This window comes from Stieleria maiorica (genome assembly GCF_008035925.1).
GTDB lineage: Bacteria > Planctomycetota > Planctomycetia > Pirellulales > Pirellulaceae > Stieleria > Stieleria maiorica.
Genome location: NZ_CP036264.1, coordinates 1,999,897 through 2,017,418 on the forward strand (window position 1 = coordinate 1,999,897; position 17,522 = coordinate 2,017,418).

The 17,522-nt window shown below is 58.7% G+C and carries 11 protein-coding genes; 3 read left to right on the top strand and 8 right to left on the bottom strand.

The window, feature by feature from the left end; all coding sequences use genetic code 11:
• Positions 1 to 51: 51 nt before the first annotated feature.
• The 5 genes from Mal15_RS06770 to Mal15_RS06790 form a co-directional block, all read right to left on the bottom strand.
• On the bottom strand, positions 52 to 969 hold the full coding sequence (locus Mal15_RS06770; protein WP_147867065.1) for a CBS domain-containing protein: 918 nt from the start codon (positions 967 to 969) through the stop codon (positions 52 to 54).
• Positions 970 to 1,077: 108 nt separating this feature from the next.
• Complete coding sequence (locus Mal15_RS06775) at positions 1,078 to 1,521, bottom strand: hypothetical protein (RefSeq protein ID WP_147867066.1); 444 nt, start codon at positions 1,519 to 1,521, stop codon at positions 1,078 to 1,080.
• Between the two features lie 23 nt (positions 1,522 to 1,544).
• On the bottom strand, positions 1,545 to 3,113 hold the full coding sequence (gene groL, locus Mal15_RS06780) for a chaperonin GroEL (RefSeq protein ID WP_147867067.1): 1,569 nt from the start codon (positions 3,111 to 3,113) through the stop codon (positions 1,545 to 1,547).
• 31 nt (positions 3,114 to 3,144) lie between these two features.
• Entirely contained in the window at positions 3,145 to 4,251 is a 1,107-nt protein-coding gene (floA, locus tag Mal15_RS06785; protein WP_147867068.1) for a flotillin-like protein FloA, read from the bottom strand.
• The gene (locus Mal15_RS06790; protein WP_167546661.1) at positions 4,251 to 4,709 is read right to left on the bottom strand and encodes a Na-translocating system protein MpsC family protein; all 459 of its coding nucleotides are present in this window, start codon (positions 4,707 to 4,709) and stop codon (positions 4,251 to 4,253) included. The genes floA and Mal15_RS06790 overlap by 1 nt, the downstream gene beginning before the upstream one ends.
• 561 nt (positions 4,710 to 5,270) lie before the next feature.
• On the opposite strand from Mal15_RS06790, the gene Mal15_RS06795 reads away from it, so the two are divergent.
• A complete protein-coding gene (locus Mal15_RS06795) occupies positions 5,271 to 5,651 on the top strand; it encodes a DUF2294 domain-containing protein (protein WP_147867070.1) in 381 nt (126 codons plus the stop codon).
• Positions 5,652 to 6,257: 606 nt separating this feature from the next.
• Here the strand turns inward: Mal15_RS06795 and Mal15_RS06800 are convergent.
• Together Mal15_RS06800 and glgP are read right to left on the bottom strand one after the other, a co-directional pair.
• Positions 6,258 to 7,388 (bottom strand): glycerate kinase, encoded by a 1,131-nt coding sequence (locus tag Mal15_RS06800; protein ID WP_147867071.1) that lies wholly within the window; start codon positions 7,386 to 7,388, stop codon positions 6,258 to 6,260.
• A gap of 118 nt (positions 7,389 to 7,506) precedes the next feature.
• Positions 7,507 to 9,729: an alpha-glucan family phosphorylase gene (gene glgP, locus Mal15_RS06805; protein WP_147867072.1), complete on the bottom strand. Its 2,223-nt coding sequence runs from the start codon at positions 9,727 to 9,729 to the stop codon at positions 7,507 to 7,509.
• 72 nt (positions 9,730 to 9,801) lie between these two features.
• On the opposite strand from glgP, the gene Mal15_RS33945 reads away from it, so the two are divergent.
• Positions 9,802 to 11,109 (top strand): acyl-CoA dehydrogenase family protein, encoded by a 1,308-nt coding sequence (locus Mal15_RS33945; protein WP_167546532.1) that lies wholly within the window; start codon positions 9,802 to 9,804, stop codon positions 11,107 to 11,109.
• Positions 11,110 to 11,346: 237 nt separating this feature from the next.
• Here Mal15_RS33945 and asnS read toward each other — a convergent pair whose 3' ends face one another.
• Positions 11,347 to 12,741, bottom strand: coding sequence for an asparagine--tRNA ligase (asnS, locus tag Mal15_RS06815; protein WP_147867074.1), 1,395 nt, complete (start codon positions 12,739 to 12,741; stop codon positions 11,347 to 11,349).
• Positions 12,742 to 12,987: 246 nt separating this feature from the next.
• On the opposite strand from asnS, the gene Mal15_RS06825 reads away from it, so the two are divergent.
• On the top strand, positions 12,988 to 16,911 hold the full coding sequence (locus tag Mal15_RS06825; RefSeq protein WP_233903319.1) for a DUF7133 domain-containing protein: 3,924 nt from the start codon (positions 12,988 to 12,990) through the stop codon (positions 16,909 to 16,911).
• Positions 16,912 to 17,522: the final 611 nt, after the last annotated feature.

Below are 17,522 nucleotides of genomic sequence, written 5' to 3' on the forward strand. Positions count from 1 at the left end.
AGTTCATGAACTTGTCTAGCCTGTGCACGCTGAAAATAACCTGCGCATTGGTTACTTCAGCAATCGGATCGCGTGACGCAATACATCACAACGGCTGATTTGGCCGACCAACCTACGTTCTTCAAGTACAGAGAAACGACGATAAGGGGATTGAAGAAAGAGCTGGGCTACTGAAAACAAATCCATTTCAGGATCGATGGAGTGAGAAGTCGTATCAGCGAAGGCTTTCACGCTGTGATCAGACAACATCCCGTAAGCCGCAAGGAATGTATCCGCTGCAGGAAGACTTGACTCGCGTTCGGTCTGCGGCAGGTCTAGGCGGTGTCGCAGGATACTTGAAAGTATGTTGGAGTGGTTGAGTACGTCGCGCCGTGAAATCTGCCCGATGATCCGATCGTCTCGCACAACCGGCAAGCGAGCGTAGGACGTTTTAACGAATATCCTCGCAATTGCGTGCAAGTCCGTATCGGCATTGATGAGCCGATTACTGTCCGGATCAATGAATCCGCCAACCTTCGCCGAAGGGATTTCGCTGTAAGCGGCCTCAATGACGAACCCCAAACAGGTCCTTTCCGAGAATATGCCGAGGAATTCTCCATCGGAGGCAATGACAGGTGCGCCGGAATATCCCATCGCAAGCAATGATGACATCGCGTCAAATACGTCTTCCCCAGGGTCCAGCGTAAATAATTTCTTGCGAGGAATCATTACATTGGAGGCTTTTGGAGGATCTCGTTTCGATGCATCAATCAACTCGATGAGGGAAGCCAGAACGCGCATACAGCACTTCTCAGAGAACATCCCAAGGTACTCGCCGTCTTCATTGACGATTGGCATCTCGGAATACTGTCGTGTGAGAATTTCGTGGATTGCAAGTGGTACCAGGGTATCGGGTAACAGTGTTTGAATATTCGGCATCATGATGGCTCTGGCGAGCGGCACCTTGATTGGGTTTGATTTTGTTTTCATCGCATGTTTCTTATGGGTGGGGTGTGTTAACCAGGTACACCTGGTCTTGTTCGATTTCGTTCGGCGGAATGACGTACTGGTCCGTAATGAGTTCGCGGACCAAGATTGCTACCCCCTCTGCGACTCTTTTGGGCTGTTCGTGACGCCCAAGTCAGAAGAGGCGTTCTCGACGCGGTAGGCCTGTGAACCAGGGTCCAACATTAAATGGAACGAAATAGTTACCCGTTCTGATTCTTGTTCCTGAGCTGTCAAAACAGATTTCATGGTTGTTGCATTCAATTGAGTCTCATTCGGTCCTTCAGCATCGACCACTATCAGGTGAATGGCATTGCCCGAATCAGTGATCTGATTCTTCAAATAGCCTTTCACAAGCGGGTAGGGTGTCAGCGCGAGATTGCTATTGGCACAAAACAGGTCGTAGGTTGGCTTGTCCGAAAACCCATATATTGCCACACCCTCGGGTCCGAGATGTGGGCGTAGAAGCTTCGGACCGAGACGCTGCTTTCCGTCGAGCAACACGTAGTATGGGGTGTCAACTAATTGAGCAGTCATGGTTGATTCCTTTGCGTGTCGTTTCACGGCGTTTTTGTGATCAGCACATCGCTGGTGAGCAGCAGGGTGGACACACTGGCCGCGTTCTGCAATGCACAACGAACGACCTTCGCGGGATCGATGACGCCCGCGACCATCAGGTCTTCGAAGCGATCTTCGGCAGCGTTGTATCCACAGTTGCCTTTCGCCGCGGCGACCTTTTCACAGATCAAGCGACCGTTCCCGCCAGCGTTCTCGGCAATCCATGTCAGCGGTGAGCGGCAAGCGCGAAGCACGATGTCGTAACCTATCTGTTCATGTTCGTTCAGATCAGTGCGTTTGCAGCCCGCGGCGGCGCGAAGGAGGGCAACGCCGCCACCTGGAACGATCCCCTCCTCGACCGCAGCACGCGTCGCATTCAAGGCGTCCTCGAAACGTGCTTTCTTCTCTTTAACTTCCAATTCGGTTGAGCCCCCGACGCTGATCGTGGCAATGCCTCCGCAGAGTTTCGCTTTCCTCGACCGCAATTTCTCTCGATCATAGCCTTGGGTCGCTTTCTCAAGCTCGCTCTCGATCTGAGCGATTCGGCCTCGAATGCCTGCCTTCGTCCCTGCGCCGTCGATGATCGTTGTGTGGTCCTTATCGACAATTACTCTTTTGGCACTGCCGAGTGAGTCGAGACCCAGATTCTTCAATTGCAGACCGAGACTCTCGGAGATGTTTTGTGCACCGGTCATGATTGCGACGTCTTCCATCACTGCCTGACGAAGACCTCCATAGCCCGGCGACTTCACGGCACAGCAAGTGAATGTTCCTCGCAAACGATTGATCACTAGCGTCGTCAACGGTTCACCCTGCACGTCTTCGGCCACGATCAACAGCGGTCGGCCGGCCTCCGCAACTTTTTCAAGTAGGGGCAGGATCTCCCGGACGCTGGAGATTTTTGCTTCGTGGATCAAAACATACGGATCCTCCAAGACACACACCATCGATTCCGGATGGTTGACGAAATAGGGTGATAGGTATCCTTTGTCAAATCGCATCCCTTCGACCCAATTGACTTCGTTGTCGACCGCTTTCCCGTCTTCGATCGTGACGACGCCTCCGGAGCCAACCTGCTCTAAGGCATCGGCGACTGTCCTTCCGATCGTCAAGTCGTTATTGGCGGCAATCGATGCGACCTGAGCCATCGCCTTTTGTCCCTTGGTCGCGATCGAGATCGATTTCAGGTGACTAACGACGTCGGCAGTTGCCTTTTCGATGCCGTCTTTTAGGCCGACTGGATTGACTCCGGCGACTACTGCTCGCAGCCCCTCGTTGAAGATTGCATCTGCCAAAACCGTTGCGGTTGTCGTGCCATCGCCCGCCACCTGGTTGGTTTTGGACGCAACTTCGCGAACCATTTTGGCGCCAATGTTTTCGTTCGCGTCTTCCAATTCAATGGCGTTGGCAACGGTGACGCCGTCTTTGGTAACTGTTGGGGGACCAAACGAGTTCGCGAGCATTACCGTATGGCCGCGCGGGCCCAGTGTGCTGCGCACGGTTCGCGCGAGTTGCCCCACTCCGCGCCTAATTGCTTCTCTCGCTTCTTCGTGAAAGATCATTGTGGACATCTTGGTTCCTTTATGTGATTTGTTGTTCGGTTCATTCGTTTTCGTCTCTCACTCTTTGGAACGGATTCGCCGACGAGCCATTATCATCGCCGGCTCCTTGCGGAATACTTCGACGTTCGAGCGTCATCGGCTGCTTTATTTCATGGCGTCGCTTGCCTTGCGTCCTATCCATTGACGTTGCACGCAACTGTCCTGCGCGAAATGCATCAGCCAACGCAGCGGGCACCTCGGCCTCGGCAAGCACGAGTTCTGCTTGGGCTTCCTTGACCTTGGCAAGCATTTGTTGTTTTTCAGCCACCGCATTGGCGCGACGCACTTCGGCCTGGGCTCGGGCAATTCGAGTATCAGCGTTAGCCTGGTCCTTCTGCAGTCGAGCCCCAATGTTTTCGCCAACGTCGATATCAGCAATGTCAATCGAGACGATTGAAAAGGCGGTGTTTGAATCCAATCCACGTGCCATCGCACCTTTCGAGATTTGCGACGGCATCTCGAGCACGTCCATGTGTGAATTCGCTGAGCCGATTGCAGAGACGATTCCTTGACCGACACGCGCGATGATCGTTTCTTCGGTCGCCCCTCCGATTAGTTGATCCAAGTTCGTACGGACCGTGACCCTCGCGCTGACCAGAAGTTCGACGCCATTCTTGGCGACCGCGCTAAGGGAGTTCGTGCTTTCGTCATCCTGGCGCGGGCAAGAGATCACCTTGGGAGAAACACTGGTTTGCACGGCAAGTAGCACATCACGGCCGGCGAGGTCGATCGCGGCTGCACGGTCAAAGTCCAAGACGATTCCAGCGCGCTGGGCGGCAATGATCGCGCAAACCACCTTCATCACATCGCCGCCGGCCAAGTGATGTGCTAGCAAGCGAGCCGTGCTCATTCCGTCTTCGCGGTCGATCCGCAAACCCGCCTGCCGGCCCATGACCTTGGCGGTCACGATTAAACGTTGCTCAATCCTCAGGAAACTCATAACGATCAAGCTTTTCATGCTCACGTCTGCACCCGACATGTACGCCTGAAGCCAGTACGTGCCCCACTTAGCGAACACCACAATGAGCAGCACGACCACCAGGGAAGCGATCAACGCTGCCCCAAGCAGCAGTTGCAAAGCACCGGGAATCCAAATGTTTGCCATCATTAGGCACGCTCACTTTCTTCAGAACCATCGGCCTGCGCCGGCAGATGGAATCCGTCATCGTCAGCTCGCTCCAACGATTCACGGTCACTTCCTTGGTAGGAGCTCAGTTCAGGGGTCAAGATGAACACTTGCACCATCGCGCCCGACTTAAATAGATGAGCGAGGGTGCCCGCATCTGTTTGGATTTCCGCGGCTTCCTCTCGCACGTCTCGCCCCGTGATGGTCTTGATCTTCTCTCGCATCGACTCAGACGAACTGGCGAAGAGTTGCCGGTGGAACTCTTGTACCTGTGTTACGCCCGGCGGAGTCTGGGCCAAGGCCTGCTCGGCCGGTGTTAGTACGCCTTCCATGGTCACGACCAACGTGTTTTCGCAGAGTGTCGCGGTCACGGTTTTGGGAGCGACTCCCGTCCTCTGGCGTTGCAGCGTACTAGCGACGCGGGCGAGCTGTTGCGTCATTTGCGACTTCGATTCGTCCATTTGGTCTCTCTCGGCCCATGGGTGTAACACTCGTTGGAGGTGTTCTGCATTAAGCAATTGCGCATAAAAAAACCGACGTGGCAGAACACTAACGAGCGTTCCACGACGTCGGCTTACTTTTCAACGAACCCCCTGGACTTCCCACTGATGGGGCTCGCCAGATTGTTCTTTATCTTGTCGTCCGGGGTCTTGGAGTGGAGCGGCTAGTCGAACCGCTCTCTCAACTGATTCATCCTATCGCGTCAGATTGAGAAAACAAGGTCGGAAAACCGACAAAGCCAATTCGGTTGCGTTGACCCGATGAATGTGGCTGCGTTTTTTATGCGACAATCGCCTCACAACGAGACAGTGTTGGTGTTGCAGGCGTTCGACTACCAACCAATCCAGCGAAGAAAACACGCCAGCACCTATTCGTCTCGAGCTGCCATCACTGGGCATCTGGTAGAATGTCGATTCACGCATGTATTGCGTGTTGATTCACGGCTCCGTCTCTTGTCCGCAAGCGTCGCAGGCAGTTGCTCATTGAAGGAAGCAAGGTAGGTGAAAACACAGGGAGAAATCGAAGCTGCCGTCTGCAAAGGAATGTCCCATTTCGAGCAGGAGTATATGGGGCGTGGCCCGACGGACATCCGCGCGCATTTGATTGGCGATCTGCTGGTGGTTCGACTGAAAGGCGTATTGACCGCCGCTGAGCAGCACTTGGTGAGAACCCTTCCGGCGGAGAAAGGGCGGGACCTGCTGAAACAGGTTCGAACGCAACTGATTGAGACAGCGCGGCCAGCTTTGGAGACAGTGATCCACGATATCACTGGCGTCAAGCCTCGTAGCTTGCACCACGATATCAGTACCCACACAGGCGAAGAAATCGTCATTTTTACGCTCCATGAGTCGCCCGCCTATCGTGAGTCAAAAAAGAAGTAGGCGTCGGGCGTTAACCGTTTGCCCTGACTGCGTCGCGTTTCAGTTGACGCCGCTGGAACTGTCAAGGGCGCAGAACCTGCCTTTGAACGATCGGCACTCTGGCATCGTTCGAGCTGAACGTTGCACCGACCGCCGCGCCGAATGAAGTCGGTTTCGCCGCGGCGGTCAGATTCACCGCCGCGCCGAATCGCACGACCGAACATGCGTCGGCGGGTCCACCCGCGGCGCCGAAAGCGTGCGGTTCAGTTTACGTCACCACTGAATCGTAGGGGCAGCACGAACAGAAGAGCTCGACGGGATCCGGAGGCGATTTCATTCGCCCGCGATCAATGGGCCCGGGCAAACGAGTTTACTCAGGATGTTTGGAACGGAGTGCCGCATCGCCGGAAACGAAGATTGAAAATCCTTCGAATTGGCAAGCGCTGGTGAGCAAATGGATTGCCGAATCGTGTCGCCATTCGTTCTCGCGTTTTCCGCAACTTTGCCGTCGCGAAATGACTGGAGACGCTCGTATTCCAGGTGCCGGATCACATCCATTCCGCGTTTCACGTCCGGGCAGAATGATGTTCCGATTGCGTGCGTCTTGGGTTTAGGGACTGCGCCTCGTCAACCAGCCTTTAGCAATTCCTCGGCCGCGTCAACCAACAGGTCTTTGGCCCGGCGAATCGTCTCTTCCACCGGACGCTGCGGGTCGTGGATTTGACGGACTTTGGCGAGTCCCAAATCCTCGATCGAAGCATTCTCGAGCGACAACAATCCGCACAGTGCGGCGACCGGCACGCCGTATTTTTCTCCGACATCGGCGACCCCGCGGACCAGTTTCCCGTAGGCGGTTTGGTCATCGATCCTGCCTTCCCCGGTGACGATCCAGTCGATCGTTCCGCCGGACAACAGCGACTCCACGCCGGTCAGCGAGAGCACGAACTCGATCCCCGACAAAAACTCGGCCCGCAGGAACGCTTTCAGTCCGTAACCGGTTCCGCCGGCGGCACCGGCACCGGGAACATTGGCGACATCCAGTTTCAAATCCCGCTGGACGATTTGTTGCAATCGATCCAGCCCGTGATCCAGTTGCACGACCATCACGCCATCAGCCCCCTTTTGCGGCCCGTAGACGGCCGCCGCTCCTTCCGGGCCAAGCAGCGGGTTGGCGACATCATTGATCGCAAACACCTGCGCAGAATCCAACTCGGGCATCACGCCGGACGCATCGATCGAATCGATTTGCGAAAGCGCCCCGCCGGTCGCCGGCAAGGCTGCCCCGTCGGCGTCCAAGAACCGATACCCCAGCGCGGTGGCGATTCCGATGCCGCCATCGTTGGTCGCGCTGCCGCCGAGTCCGATGTACAACTTCGCTGCGCCGCGGCGCAACGCATCGGCGATCAGAGTCCCGGTGCCCAACGTCGACGTCAGCAGCGGATTGCGTTCTTCGGCGACCAGCAACTCCATCCCTGAGGCGCGGGCCATCTCGACGTACGCGATGCCTTGCTTTGATTCAAACCCATACTCGGCGTGAATCGAACGGCCGAGCGGATCGGTCGTTTCACATCGAATCGTCTCGATCGACTCATCGGTCTTTCGAATCGCATCGAGAAACCCGTCGCCGCCGTCGGACGCTGTGATCGAATGCACTTGGATATTCGAGTCGAAACGGCGCAGGCCCGCCTCGATCGCTTCGATAACCTCGGTCCCGGTCAGCGAACCTTTGAATTTGTCAGGAATGATCAAGACGTTCATCGAGTATTCATGGTCCAGGTTTCAAGTTCCAGATTTCAGGTTTCAAGTTCCAGTGGCCGCTCGGCATCTTCTTTCCAACTCCCAACTCCCAACTCCCAACTCCCAACTCCCAACTCCCCTACCGATACCGCATTTCGCAGGTCACGCCGCCGGCGGCCCAGACGTAGGATTTGGAGGTGTAGTCGGCGACCATGCGGTGGCTGCTGAATCGCCAGGCCAGGGTGCTGATGCTGTTCATCATGCGTTTGATCCATTGCCGGGGCAGCCCATCGTTGTCGCGGGAGTAGAAACAGGGGATCACCTGTTCTTCCAGCGTCCGGTACAGCGATTCGGCATCGCGTCGATCGGTGATTTCGTCGCTGACGTGGGAGCGACCGTTGCCGATGGCGAACCCGTTGGAACCGTTGAACGCTTCACCCCACCAGCCGTCCAGGATGCTGCAGTTCAACCCGCCGTTCAGGACGACCTTTTGACCGCTGGTGCCGCTCGCTTCCAGTGGGCGACGGGGGTTGTTCAACCAGACGTCGACGCCTTGAATCAGGTGGCGGCAAACGTTGATGTCGTAGTCTTCGACAAAGGCGACGCGTCCGGCGAAGCGCGGGTCGTGTCGCAGATTGGCGATCTCCTGAATGAACTTCTTGCCCGGTTCGTCTTTCGGGTGCGCCTTGCCGGCATAGATCAATTGGACCGGGCGATCGCTGCTGCCGATCATTTCGGCGACCCGATCGATGTCGCTGAACAACAAGTTGGCGCGTTTGTAGGTGGCGAATCGGCGGCCGAAACCGATCGTCAGGATCCGTGGGTCCAAGATGTGCCTCGCCGCTTCGACGGCCTGATCGTCTTCGCCACGGCGCCGACACTGACGGCTGAACCGACGTCGCACGAAGGACAGCAAGTTGTGCTTGAGCGCGTTGTGTGTTTCCCACAATTCGCCGGGGTCCACGTCGTGAATCGCTTGCCAGGCGTCGGGCTCCTGCAACCGCTCCTTCCAGTCGGTGGCGAAGTGTTTGTCGTACAGCGTTTGCATTTGAACCGCCAACCAACTGGCCACGTGCACGCCGTTGGTGATGTGTCCGATCGGCACTTCATTCTCCGGGCGATCGGGCCACATCGATTGCCACATCCGTCGCGAGACGACTCCGTGAAGACTGCTGACCGCATTGGCACAGCGGCTCATTTTGAATCCGATCACCGTCATGCAAAACGATTCGTTGTCGTTGTCGGGGTCGACGCGCCCCAGCGCCAGCAGTTCCTTTTGACTGATCCCCAGCGAATCGCGCAGCGGCCCTAAGTGCTCTTCGACCAACGAGGGCGGGAAGCGGTCGTGCCCGGCGGGAACGGGCGTGTGGGTGGTGAAGCAGGTGGCGCGGGCCGACAACTGGACCGCGTCTTCGAACGACATGCCGTCGTTGTCCATCAACTGCTTGACGACTTGCAGGGCGCCGAACGCCGAGTGTCCTTCGTTCAGGTGATAGACGCCGGGGTCGATCCCCAGTGCCGCCAACGCTTTGACCCCGCCGACACCTAGAACAAGTTCTTGGCGAATGCGAGTGCGCTCGTCGCCGCCATACAACCGGCTGGTCAATTCGCGGTCTTCCGGTTTGTTACCTTCGACGTTGCAATCGAGTAGGTACAAACGCACGCGTCCGACATGCATCAACCAGACTTTGGCCAGCAATTGCCCGTCGCGGGTATCGATCGACACCGTCAACGGTTTGCCCTTTGAATCCAAGGCCGCCTGGATGGGCAGATTCTCGATCTTGGTCTCCAAGTAGTCTTCGCCCTGGAACCCGTCCTCGTCCAGATATTGGCGAAAGTACCCTTGGCTGTAATACAGCCCGATGCCGACCAGGGGAACGCCCAAGCCGGACGCACTTTTGATGTGGTCGCCCGCCAACACGCCCAGGCCGCCGCTGTAGATCGGGATCGATTCATGAATCCCGAACTCGGCCGAAAAATAGGCGACCGGTTTGGCCCCCAAGACGCCGGCGTTGGTCGATGCCCAGGTCTGTGACGACGTCAGGTATTCCTGCAGCCTCCGGTAGGCGTAATTGATGCGGCTGTGCAACACCAACTCGCCGGCCCGGTCGGCCAGGCGTTCCGGTGTCATCTCACGCAACAACGCCACCGGGTTGTGACCGAGTTGTCGCCAGCGAATCGGGTCCACGTCACGGAAAATCGCATCGCATTCCGGATGCCAACTCCACCACAGGTTGTTGGCCAGCGTCCACAGTTTGCCGTACAGGTCGTCCGCGTGATGCAGTTCATCGAACAAGTCGGGGGCGCCGGACGCAGGGCCGGATGGGACACTTTGGGGGGGCGGCAATTCGGTCTGACTCATGGCGGTCCCGTCGAGCGATTTGGGAAGTCGGTACTCCAACTGGCGCACTTTTTCCAAGTACGCAGAAGTCTGTTGTCGACCACTTGCCCCGACGAATCAAGCAACGCCGGCCCCAGTGGCGGGCAAACTTCCAAAGTTTCACCCTTGGGGCGGAGCGGGACCGAAATTGTCGCAGCAGACAACCTTGCCAAATCATCGCAAAGCGTCCAACCTAACGCAGTCTGCACCAGCCATTCCCGTTACCGGATCCCGTCACCGCGATCGCACATGTGTCATTACAGCACGCCTCCGGGTTTCCAACAGTTGTGCCAAACGCTTGCTTCGCTGGCCCCGCGCTGGCGCACCACGCGCGACTGGCCCGCCGAATCGCTTTCGCTGTGTGGGCAACACGGGATCTTTTATGCGCTGACCGGAATGAACCCGCCGGGGCGCGACCATCCGATCGGGTCTGCCGCCGATCAGGTCGAAACGTTGATCGAATTGGCGCGTGCGGATCTGTTGACCACGTTCGTCATCACACAACATCTCGGCGCGATTAAACGGATCGCAGCATCAGACCGGCTCGCGGGCGATGAAGCTACTGGAAGCAGATTGCAAACAACCGTGCTGCCGTCGCTGCTAGACGGTTCGACGATCGGCTCGGTCGGCATCAGTCATTTGACCACCAGTCGGTTGCACTTGGACGGCCCCGCCGTCGTCGCGACGGAGGTCGACCATGGTTATCGGCTGCGAGGCACCATCCCTTGGGTCACCGGGGCACCGGCGGTCGGCTACGTCGTTGTCGGTGCAACGCTGGATGATGCCACACAGATCCTGGCGTTGATCTCTCCCGAGGATCAAGGCGTTCACCCTGGCGCCGGCGCAAACATGATCGCGATGACGGCAAGCTGCACCGACGCGATTGGGCTGCGAGACGTTTTCGTCCCCGAGGCGCACGTCCTCTCTGGCCCGCGCGAAAACGTCCTCGCTGCGGCGAAACCCACCGGCGACGCGCCGACCGGTGCCGGCGGATTGCAAACCTCTGCACTCGCGCTCGGATTGTCCTTTGCCGCGCTGGATTACTTGCGTGATGAATCGCTCCGACGTGATAGCTTGACGCCGATCGTCGATCGATTTGGTCACGAACATCAACAGCTGCACGAGATCATTCTTGCGGCCGCCAACGGAGACCCCCGACACGACTCGGGAACGATTCGCTCGCTGGCCAACGGTTTGGTCGCCCGAACGACCGCCGCCGCGATGACGACCGCCAAAGGGGCCGGCATGATGACCGACCATCCGGTCGGCCGCTGGTGCCAGCAAGCCCTGTTCTTTCTGGTCTGGAGCTGCCCCCAACCGGTCGCCCAAGCCCACCTTTGTGAACTGGCGGGGTTGGAGTGAGGGAGTTGGGAGTTGGGAGTTGGGAGTTGGGAGTTGGGAGTTGGGAGTTGGGAGTTGGGAGTTGGGAGTTGGGAGTTGGGAGCTGGGAGTTGGGAGCTGGCAGAATAATACGGGGCAGAACAATGAAAGCCGATCACTGGTCCCTATTCATCATCGTTTTGCCCCCATCGTTTTGCCCCCATCGTTTTGCCCCATCATCATTCTGCCCCGCATCATTCTGCCTCCCTTTCCCCCTTCTCAAAACTCCGCGTTTCCCGGCGTCCTGGGAAACGGGATCACGTCGCGGATGTTGGTCATCCCGGTGACGTATTGCACGGCGCGTTCCAGGCCGAGCCCGAATCCCGCGTGCGGCACGGTGCCGTATTTACGCAAATCGATGTACCACCAATAGTCGTCTTCGCTGAGCGACTGGGCGGCCATTCGTTTCCGCAGCACATCCAGCCGTTCTTCCCGTTGGCTGCCGCCGATAATCTCGCCCACGCCCGGGACCAGCACGTCCATCGCGGCGACCGTTTTTTCGTCATCGCTGACCCGCATGTAGAACGGTTTAATCGTCGACGGATAGTCGGTCAGGATCAGTGGTCCGCCGACGTGTTGCTCGGTCAAGTAACGTTCATGTTCGGCTTGCAGGTCGCTGCCCCAGGCGATTTGGTAGTCGAACTTTTGGCCGGAAGACTCCAGCACCTTGATCGCTTCGGTGTACGTCATGTGCTGGAACGGTTTGTCGATCACCGCGCGGATCTGTTCGATCTTTCCCTTCTCGATCCGTTGGTCGAAAAACGCCATGTCTTCCTCGCAGCGATTGAGACAGTCCGAGAAGACCTGTTTCAGGAACCGCTCGGCCAGCTGCATGTTGTCGGCCAGATCAAAGAAGGCGGCTTCGGGTTCGATCATCCAGAATTCCGCCAGGTGCCGGCTGGTGTTGCTGTTCTCGGCGCGAAACGTGGGGCCGAACGTGTAGATCCGTCCCAGCGACGTCGCGTACGTCTCACCTTCCAATTGCCCGCTGACGGTCAGAAAGGTGGGTTTGTCGAAGAAGTCGAAGGAATAATCGACCGGCCCGCCGGACTTGGCCAGCCGCTCCAGGTCCAGCGTCGTGACACGAAACATCTCGCCGGCCCCTTCGCAATCGCTAGCGGTGATGATCGGCGTGTTGACGTACAGGAAACCGTTTTCGTGAAAGAACCGGTGAATCGACTGGCAGATCTGGTCGCGGACCCGCATCACCGCCCCCAGCGTGTTGGTGCGGGTTCGCAAGTGCGCCCACTCGCGCAGTTTTTCGAACGAGTGACGTTTTTTCTGTAGCGGATACGATTCCGGATCGGCCCAGCCCAGCACGCGGACCGCCGAAGCGTGCAATTCGGTCGCCTGGCCTTTGGCCGGACTGACTTGCAGTTCACCCTGGACGACCACGCTGCAACCGGCGGTCAACTTTTGAATCTCGTCGACGTAATTGTCCAGTTCACCCGGCGCGACGACTTGCAGGTTTCCCATGCACGAGCCGTCGTTGACTTCGATGAAGCTGAAACCACCTTTGCTATCACGGCGTGTGCGAACCCAGCCGCGGACCTCGCAGGGTTGGCCGGCTGATTCGGCAAGACGAGCTTGTTTGACGGGGATCCAATCATTCATTGCAGCGACTTTGGTTCCGGTGAAGACGGAGGGGTGTTTGGGCGGCGGCGGACGGGCGAAAGCTACCGGTCAATCGAACCATTCGCAATGCGGGAATCGATCTTGCATCGATTTGCCCGCCCCACCTATGTTGCCAGAGTACTTTTGTCGCCCCCCTCCCTACAAGATGATAGCGCCATGGACGGCCGTTGGAACGAAAACCGAACCTGCGTTTCGAAGTCACGTCATTCCCGCCTTCGTGAGCTCTTGACCGGCTTCACCGCCCTGGCGTTGTTGGCCGTAGTCGGATCCGGCGATCTGGCGGCGAGCGAGGCCGAGTGGATTTGGGCTCATGGGACGACGGCGGAAGAACCGATCGCCGCGGGTGCCCAATGCCTGTTCCGCAAACCGATCAATCTGCGTGTCGCGGCGGAAGTTCGCATCGAGATCGCCGCGGATGACCAATACGAGCTGTTCGTCAACGGCCACTCGATCGGCAACGGCCAGTCCTCGCGGACGGTCGACGAATATGACGTCAGCGAGTACTTCGAAGTCGGACGCAACATCGTCGCGGTCCGTGTCCGCAACCGCCGCGGTGACACCGCCGCCTTGGCCGCCCGCGTGTCGGTCCGACCGGACAACAGCGACAAATGGTTCACGTTCAGCTCCGACGCGTCCTGGAAAACCAGCACCGAAGACAGCGAGCTTTGGGAAACCGTCGTCTTCAACGATCGTTTGTGGGGATCGGCGTCGACCTTCGGACCGCTCGGCGACACCGCACCCTGGGACCGCACCGAAACGGAGGCCGAACGGATTGCCGCGGCACCGTCGCGTTTGGCCCCCTCGCGGACGGCGTTGACCGATCCCGCCCCTGCCAATTCAACCGCACAGGTCGCCCCAAACACCAATCGTGCGGGCCAATCAGTTATGGCGTCCACCAAACCCGCCCCGCCGGCGACACCGCAGCGCGAGCGATTTCAGATTCAAAAGGGGTTCGGCGTTCAACGCATCCTGTCGGACGACAAGATCGGTTCGGCGATCGCGATGACGTTCAACGAATTCGGTCACCTGTTGATTTCCAAGGAGAACGGACCGCTGTTGCTGGCCTATGACGACAACGACGACGGGGTGCCCGAGACGGTCCGCACGTACTGCGACAAGGTCGAATCCTGCCAGGGCATCCTGGCACTCAACGGACAAGTGTTCGTCACCGGCGACGGCCCCGAAGGCCCCGCGTTGTACAAGTTGTCCGACAGCGATCGCAACGGAACGCTTGAGAAGGTGGAAGCGATCGTCAAGTTCGTCGACTCAAGCGGCCGGCCGGCACGCCCCGGTGAACACGGCCCGCACGGTTTGCGACTCGGCCCCGACGGCATGATCTATGTCGCGTTGGGAAGCCACGTGCAAGCGGTCGGCGAAGTCGGCGACGGCCAGACCTATCGTGATCCTTATGAAGGCGACTTGTTGCCGCGTTACGAAGACCCCGCCGGTCACGGACAAGGCATCAAGGCTCCCGGCGGAACGATCATCCGAACCAACATCGATGGCAGCGTGATCGAACGCGTCGCCGGCGGACTGCGCAATCCCTACGACATCGTCTTTCACTCCGGCGGCGCGATGTTTGTCCACGACGCCGACATGGAAGCGGATGTCGACACCGCCTGGTATCGCCCCAACGCCGTGTTTGATGTCACCGAAGGCGGCGAATTCGGTTGGCGGACCGGTTGGGCGAAATGGCCCGAATACTACTACGATCGCTTGCCCGACATGCTCGATACCGGACGCGGCAGCCCGACCGGCGGCGTCTGTTACGAACACTACGCGTTTCCGGTCCGATACCAAGGCACCTTGTTCTTGGCCGACTGGAGCGAAGGGCGAATCCTGAACGTTCGTCTGAAGCCGCGCGGGGCAAGCTTTGTCGCCGACAGCGAGGTCTTCCTGCAGGGGCAACCGCTGAACGTCACCGATTTGGAAGTCGGCCCCGATGGCGGTTTGTATTTCTGCACCGGAGGTCGATCGACTGCCGGCGGCGTGTACCGAGTCATTTACAAAGGCGAAGTGCCCGACCGAATGAACAAGCTCGGTTCCGGCATTGCCGCGGCGATCCGCCAACCCCAAATCGAATCGGCTTGGACACGCCAAACGATCGCTTCGATCAAAAGTGAACTCGGTGACAATTGGAATCAATTGGTCGCCGGTGTCGCCTACAGCGATGACAACCCGCCGGATTACCGTGTCCGCGCGATGACGTTGATGCAATTGTTCGGCCCGATCCCCAGCGAAGACCTGTTGCTGGAACTCAGCCAGGCCGAAAGCGAACTCGTCCGCGCCAAGTCCGCACAGATGCTCGGCCGGGCCCCCGGTCCGCAGGGCCGCAAACGTTTGGCCGCGTTGTTAGAAGACGACGCGCCGGTCGTCCGACGCGCCGCGTGTGAAGCCATGCTGCGGGGCAACATCACCCCGGACAGCGTCGACGGTCTGTTGGACGTGATCGCCAGCGGCGATCGGACGCTGGCCTATGTCGGCCGCAAATTGCTGGAGCGGATGCCGGTCGAAACATTCCGTGACGAAGTGCTGGCGACCGACGAAACACGGGTCGCCATCGTCGGCATGCTCGCCCTGGTCGCGATCGACCACAGCGAACCGACCGCGCTGGCCGTGCTGGAGCGTTGCAGCGAAATGATGACCGGCTTCTTGAGCGACGCCGACTTCATCGATGTCCTGCGTTTGTGCCAGGTCACCTTGCATCGCAGTGAACTGGATGCGGACAAGGTCGCCACGCTGGGCGAACAGATCGCCGAAGAGTTTCCTGCCGGCGAACCGCGAATCAACCACGAAGTCATTCGCTTGGCGACGTACCTGAGCAGCGAATCCTTGGCCGATCGCGCCATCGAATATCTGGAGTCCGATGCACCGCACGAAAGCCGCACGCTGGTGGCGATGTGTCTGCAATCGATGTCCGATGGTTGGAACGCGAAACAACGCTTCGCGATCCTGAAGTTCTTTGAAAAAGCCGCCAATCGTTCGACCGCCGGTTCGCTGCCGATGTACATGACCAACGTCACGCGTGACTTCGCATCGACGCTGTCCGAAGACGATCTGCAAGCGATTCTGGAACAGGGGCACGTTTGGCAAAACGCCGCGCTGGCCGCGATCTATAAGGTCAAGCAACCGATCGACACCAAAACGACCAATACCTTGCTGTCGCTTGATAAGAAGATTCGCGACAAACAAGACGGCCGAGACGTCCAGCGACGATTGCGGACCGGCATCGTCGCGCTGTTGGCGTCGTCGGAAGAATCCGAAGCCCAGGAGTACCTGCGCGAACTGTGGCGCGATGAACCACAACGCCGCGCCGTCATCTCAATGGCCTTGGCCATGCACCCCGAAGGCGAAAACTGGGACTACCTGGTCCGCAGCTTGAACATCGTCGACGCCGAAGCCGGTGATGACGTTGTCGCGGCACTTGGCAAGGTCGATGTTGCGACCGACGATCCGATGGCCCTGCGACATTTGATCTTGCTGGGCGTCCGGGCCGAAGAAGAAGAGCGTCCGTTTGAAGGGATCGAACGACTGCTGGAACATTGGACCGGAATGGAACGCCCGGCCGATGGAAAGAAATCGATGCGGCCGTGGCAAAAGTGGTACGCCAGCGTCTACCCCGATCGCCCGCCGGCGGTGCTGCCCAAAGCCGACCAGTCACGCTGGGATTTTGAGCAACTGGTCAGCTACCTCGACAGCGACAAGGGGCGCTTCGGCGACCCGGCCTTGGGGAAAGCGGCCTACACCAAAGCCAGCTGTGCCCAGTGCCACCGGTTTGGCAACTACGGCGAATCGATCGGACCGAACCTGTCGGGGATCGCGCGTCGTTTCACCAAACGCGAAATCGTCGAATCGATCCTGTACCCGGCCCACGTCGTCAGCGACCAGTACGCCAGCAAGAAGATCCTGACACTGGACGGTAAAGTGTTGGTGGGAATGGTCAGCGAACAGTCCGACGGCACGTTGGTCATCCGCGACGCCCGCAACAACACGGCGATGATCGAGGCGTCCGAGGTGGATCAGATCCTGCCCAGCACCAGCAGCATCATGCCCAGCGGGCTGATCGACGAGCTCACCTTGCGAGAAATCAGCGACATGATGGCCTACCTGGGCGTCGTCCCCTCGGCCGAAATCGCATCGCGCCCCTAAACCGTCGCCTCTCGGAAAGATACGACGGCCCTTCTGCGGCGGTCGCGAGGTGGTCTTGGACGTACGATGGCCCTTCCGGGCCGTCGCGGGATGGCCTGGGACACGACGGTGGACGCTCCCAATGGAGAGGCTACCCTTCCTGGGGAGGTCGTGCGGTATCGACGTCGGAGATGCAAGGCGTTTGCGCGTTTCACTCCCCTCGGCAGGAAGCTTTCTTTGAAGGTGGTGCTTTCGCGCAGGAGATCTGGGGAAACCGAAAAAGCCCACAGATAGCAGCGCGAACCCACGGATGTGATGCGGCCTGAGATCCGTGGGGTCGCGCTGCCTTCCGTGCGCAATCGACCTCCCTGGAGTAGGGGACTCCATGCGTTGGGTGACTCCACGTCTTAACTTGATGCTAATTGTGCGAGAAGCCTTGCGCCCGACCAGTTTTAGTCCGCCGGCCCCCTCATCCCCAGCCCTTCTCCCCCCGCAAGGCCGGGGAGAAGGGAGCCATGGTAGGTGATGTGAGGACCAGTGGAGTCAGAGAGCATTCATCTGGTCCCGCACAGGCCCCCGCGGCTTCTGCTGGCAGATGGCCAGCGGAAGCCGTCTCGCGGCGGTCCTTCGCC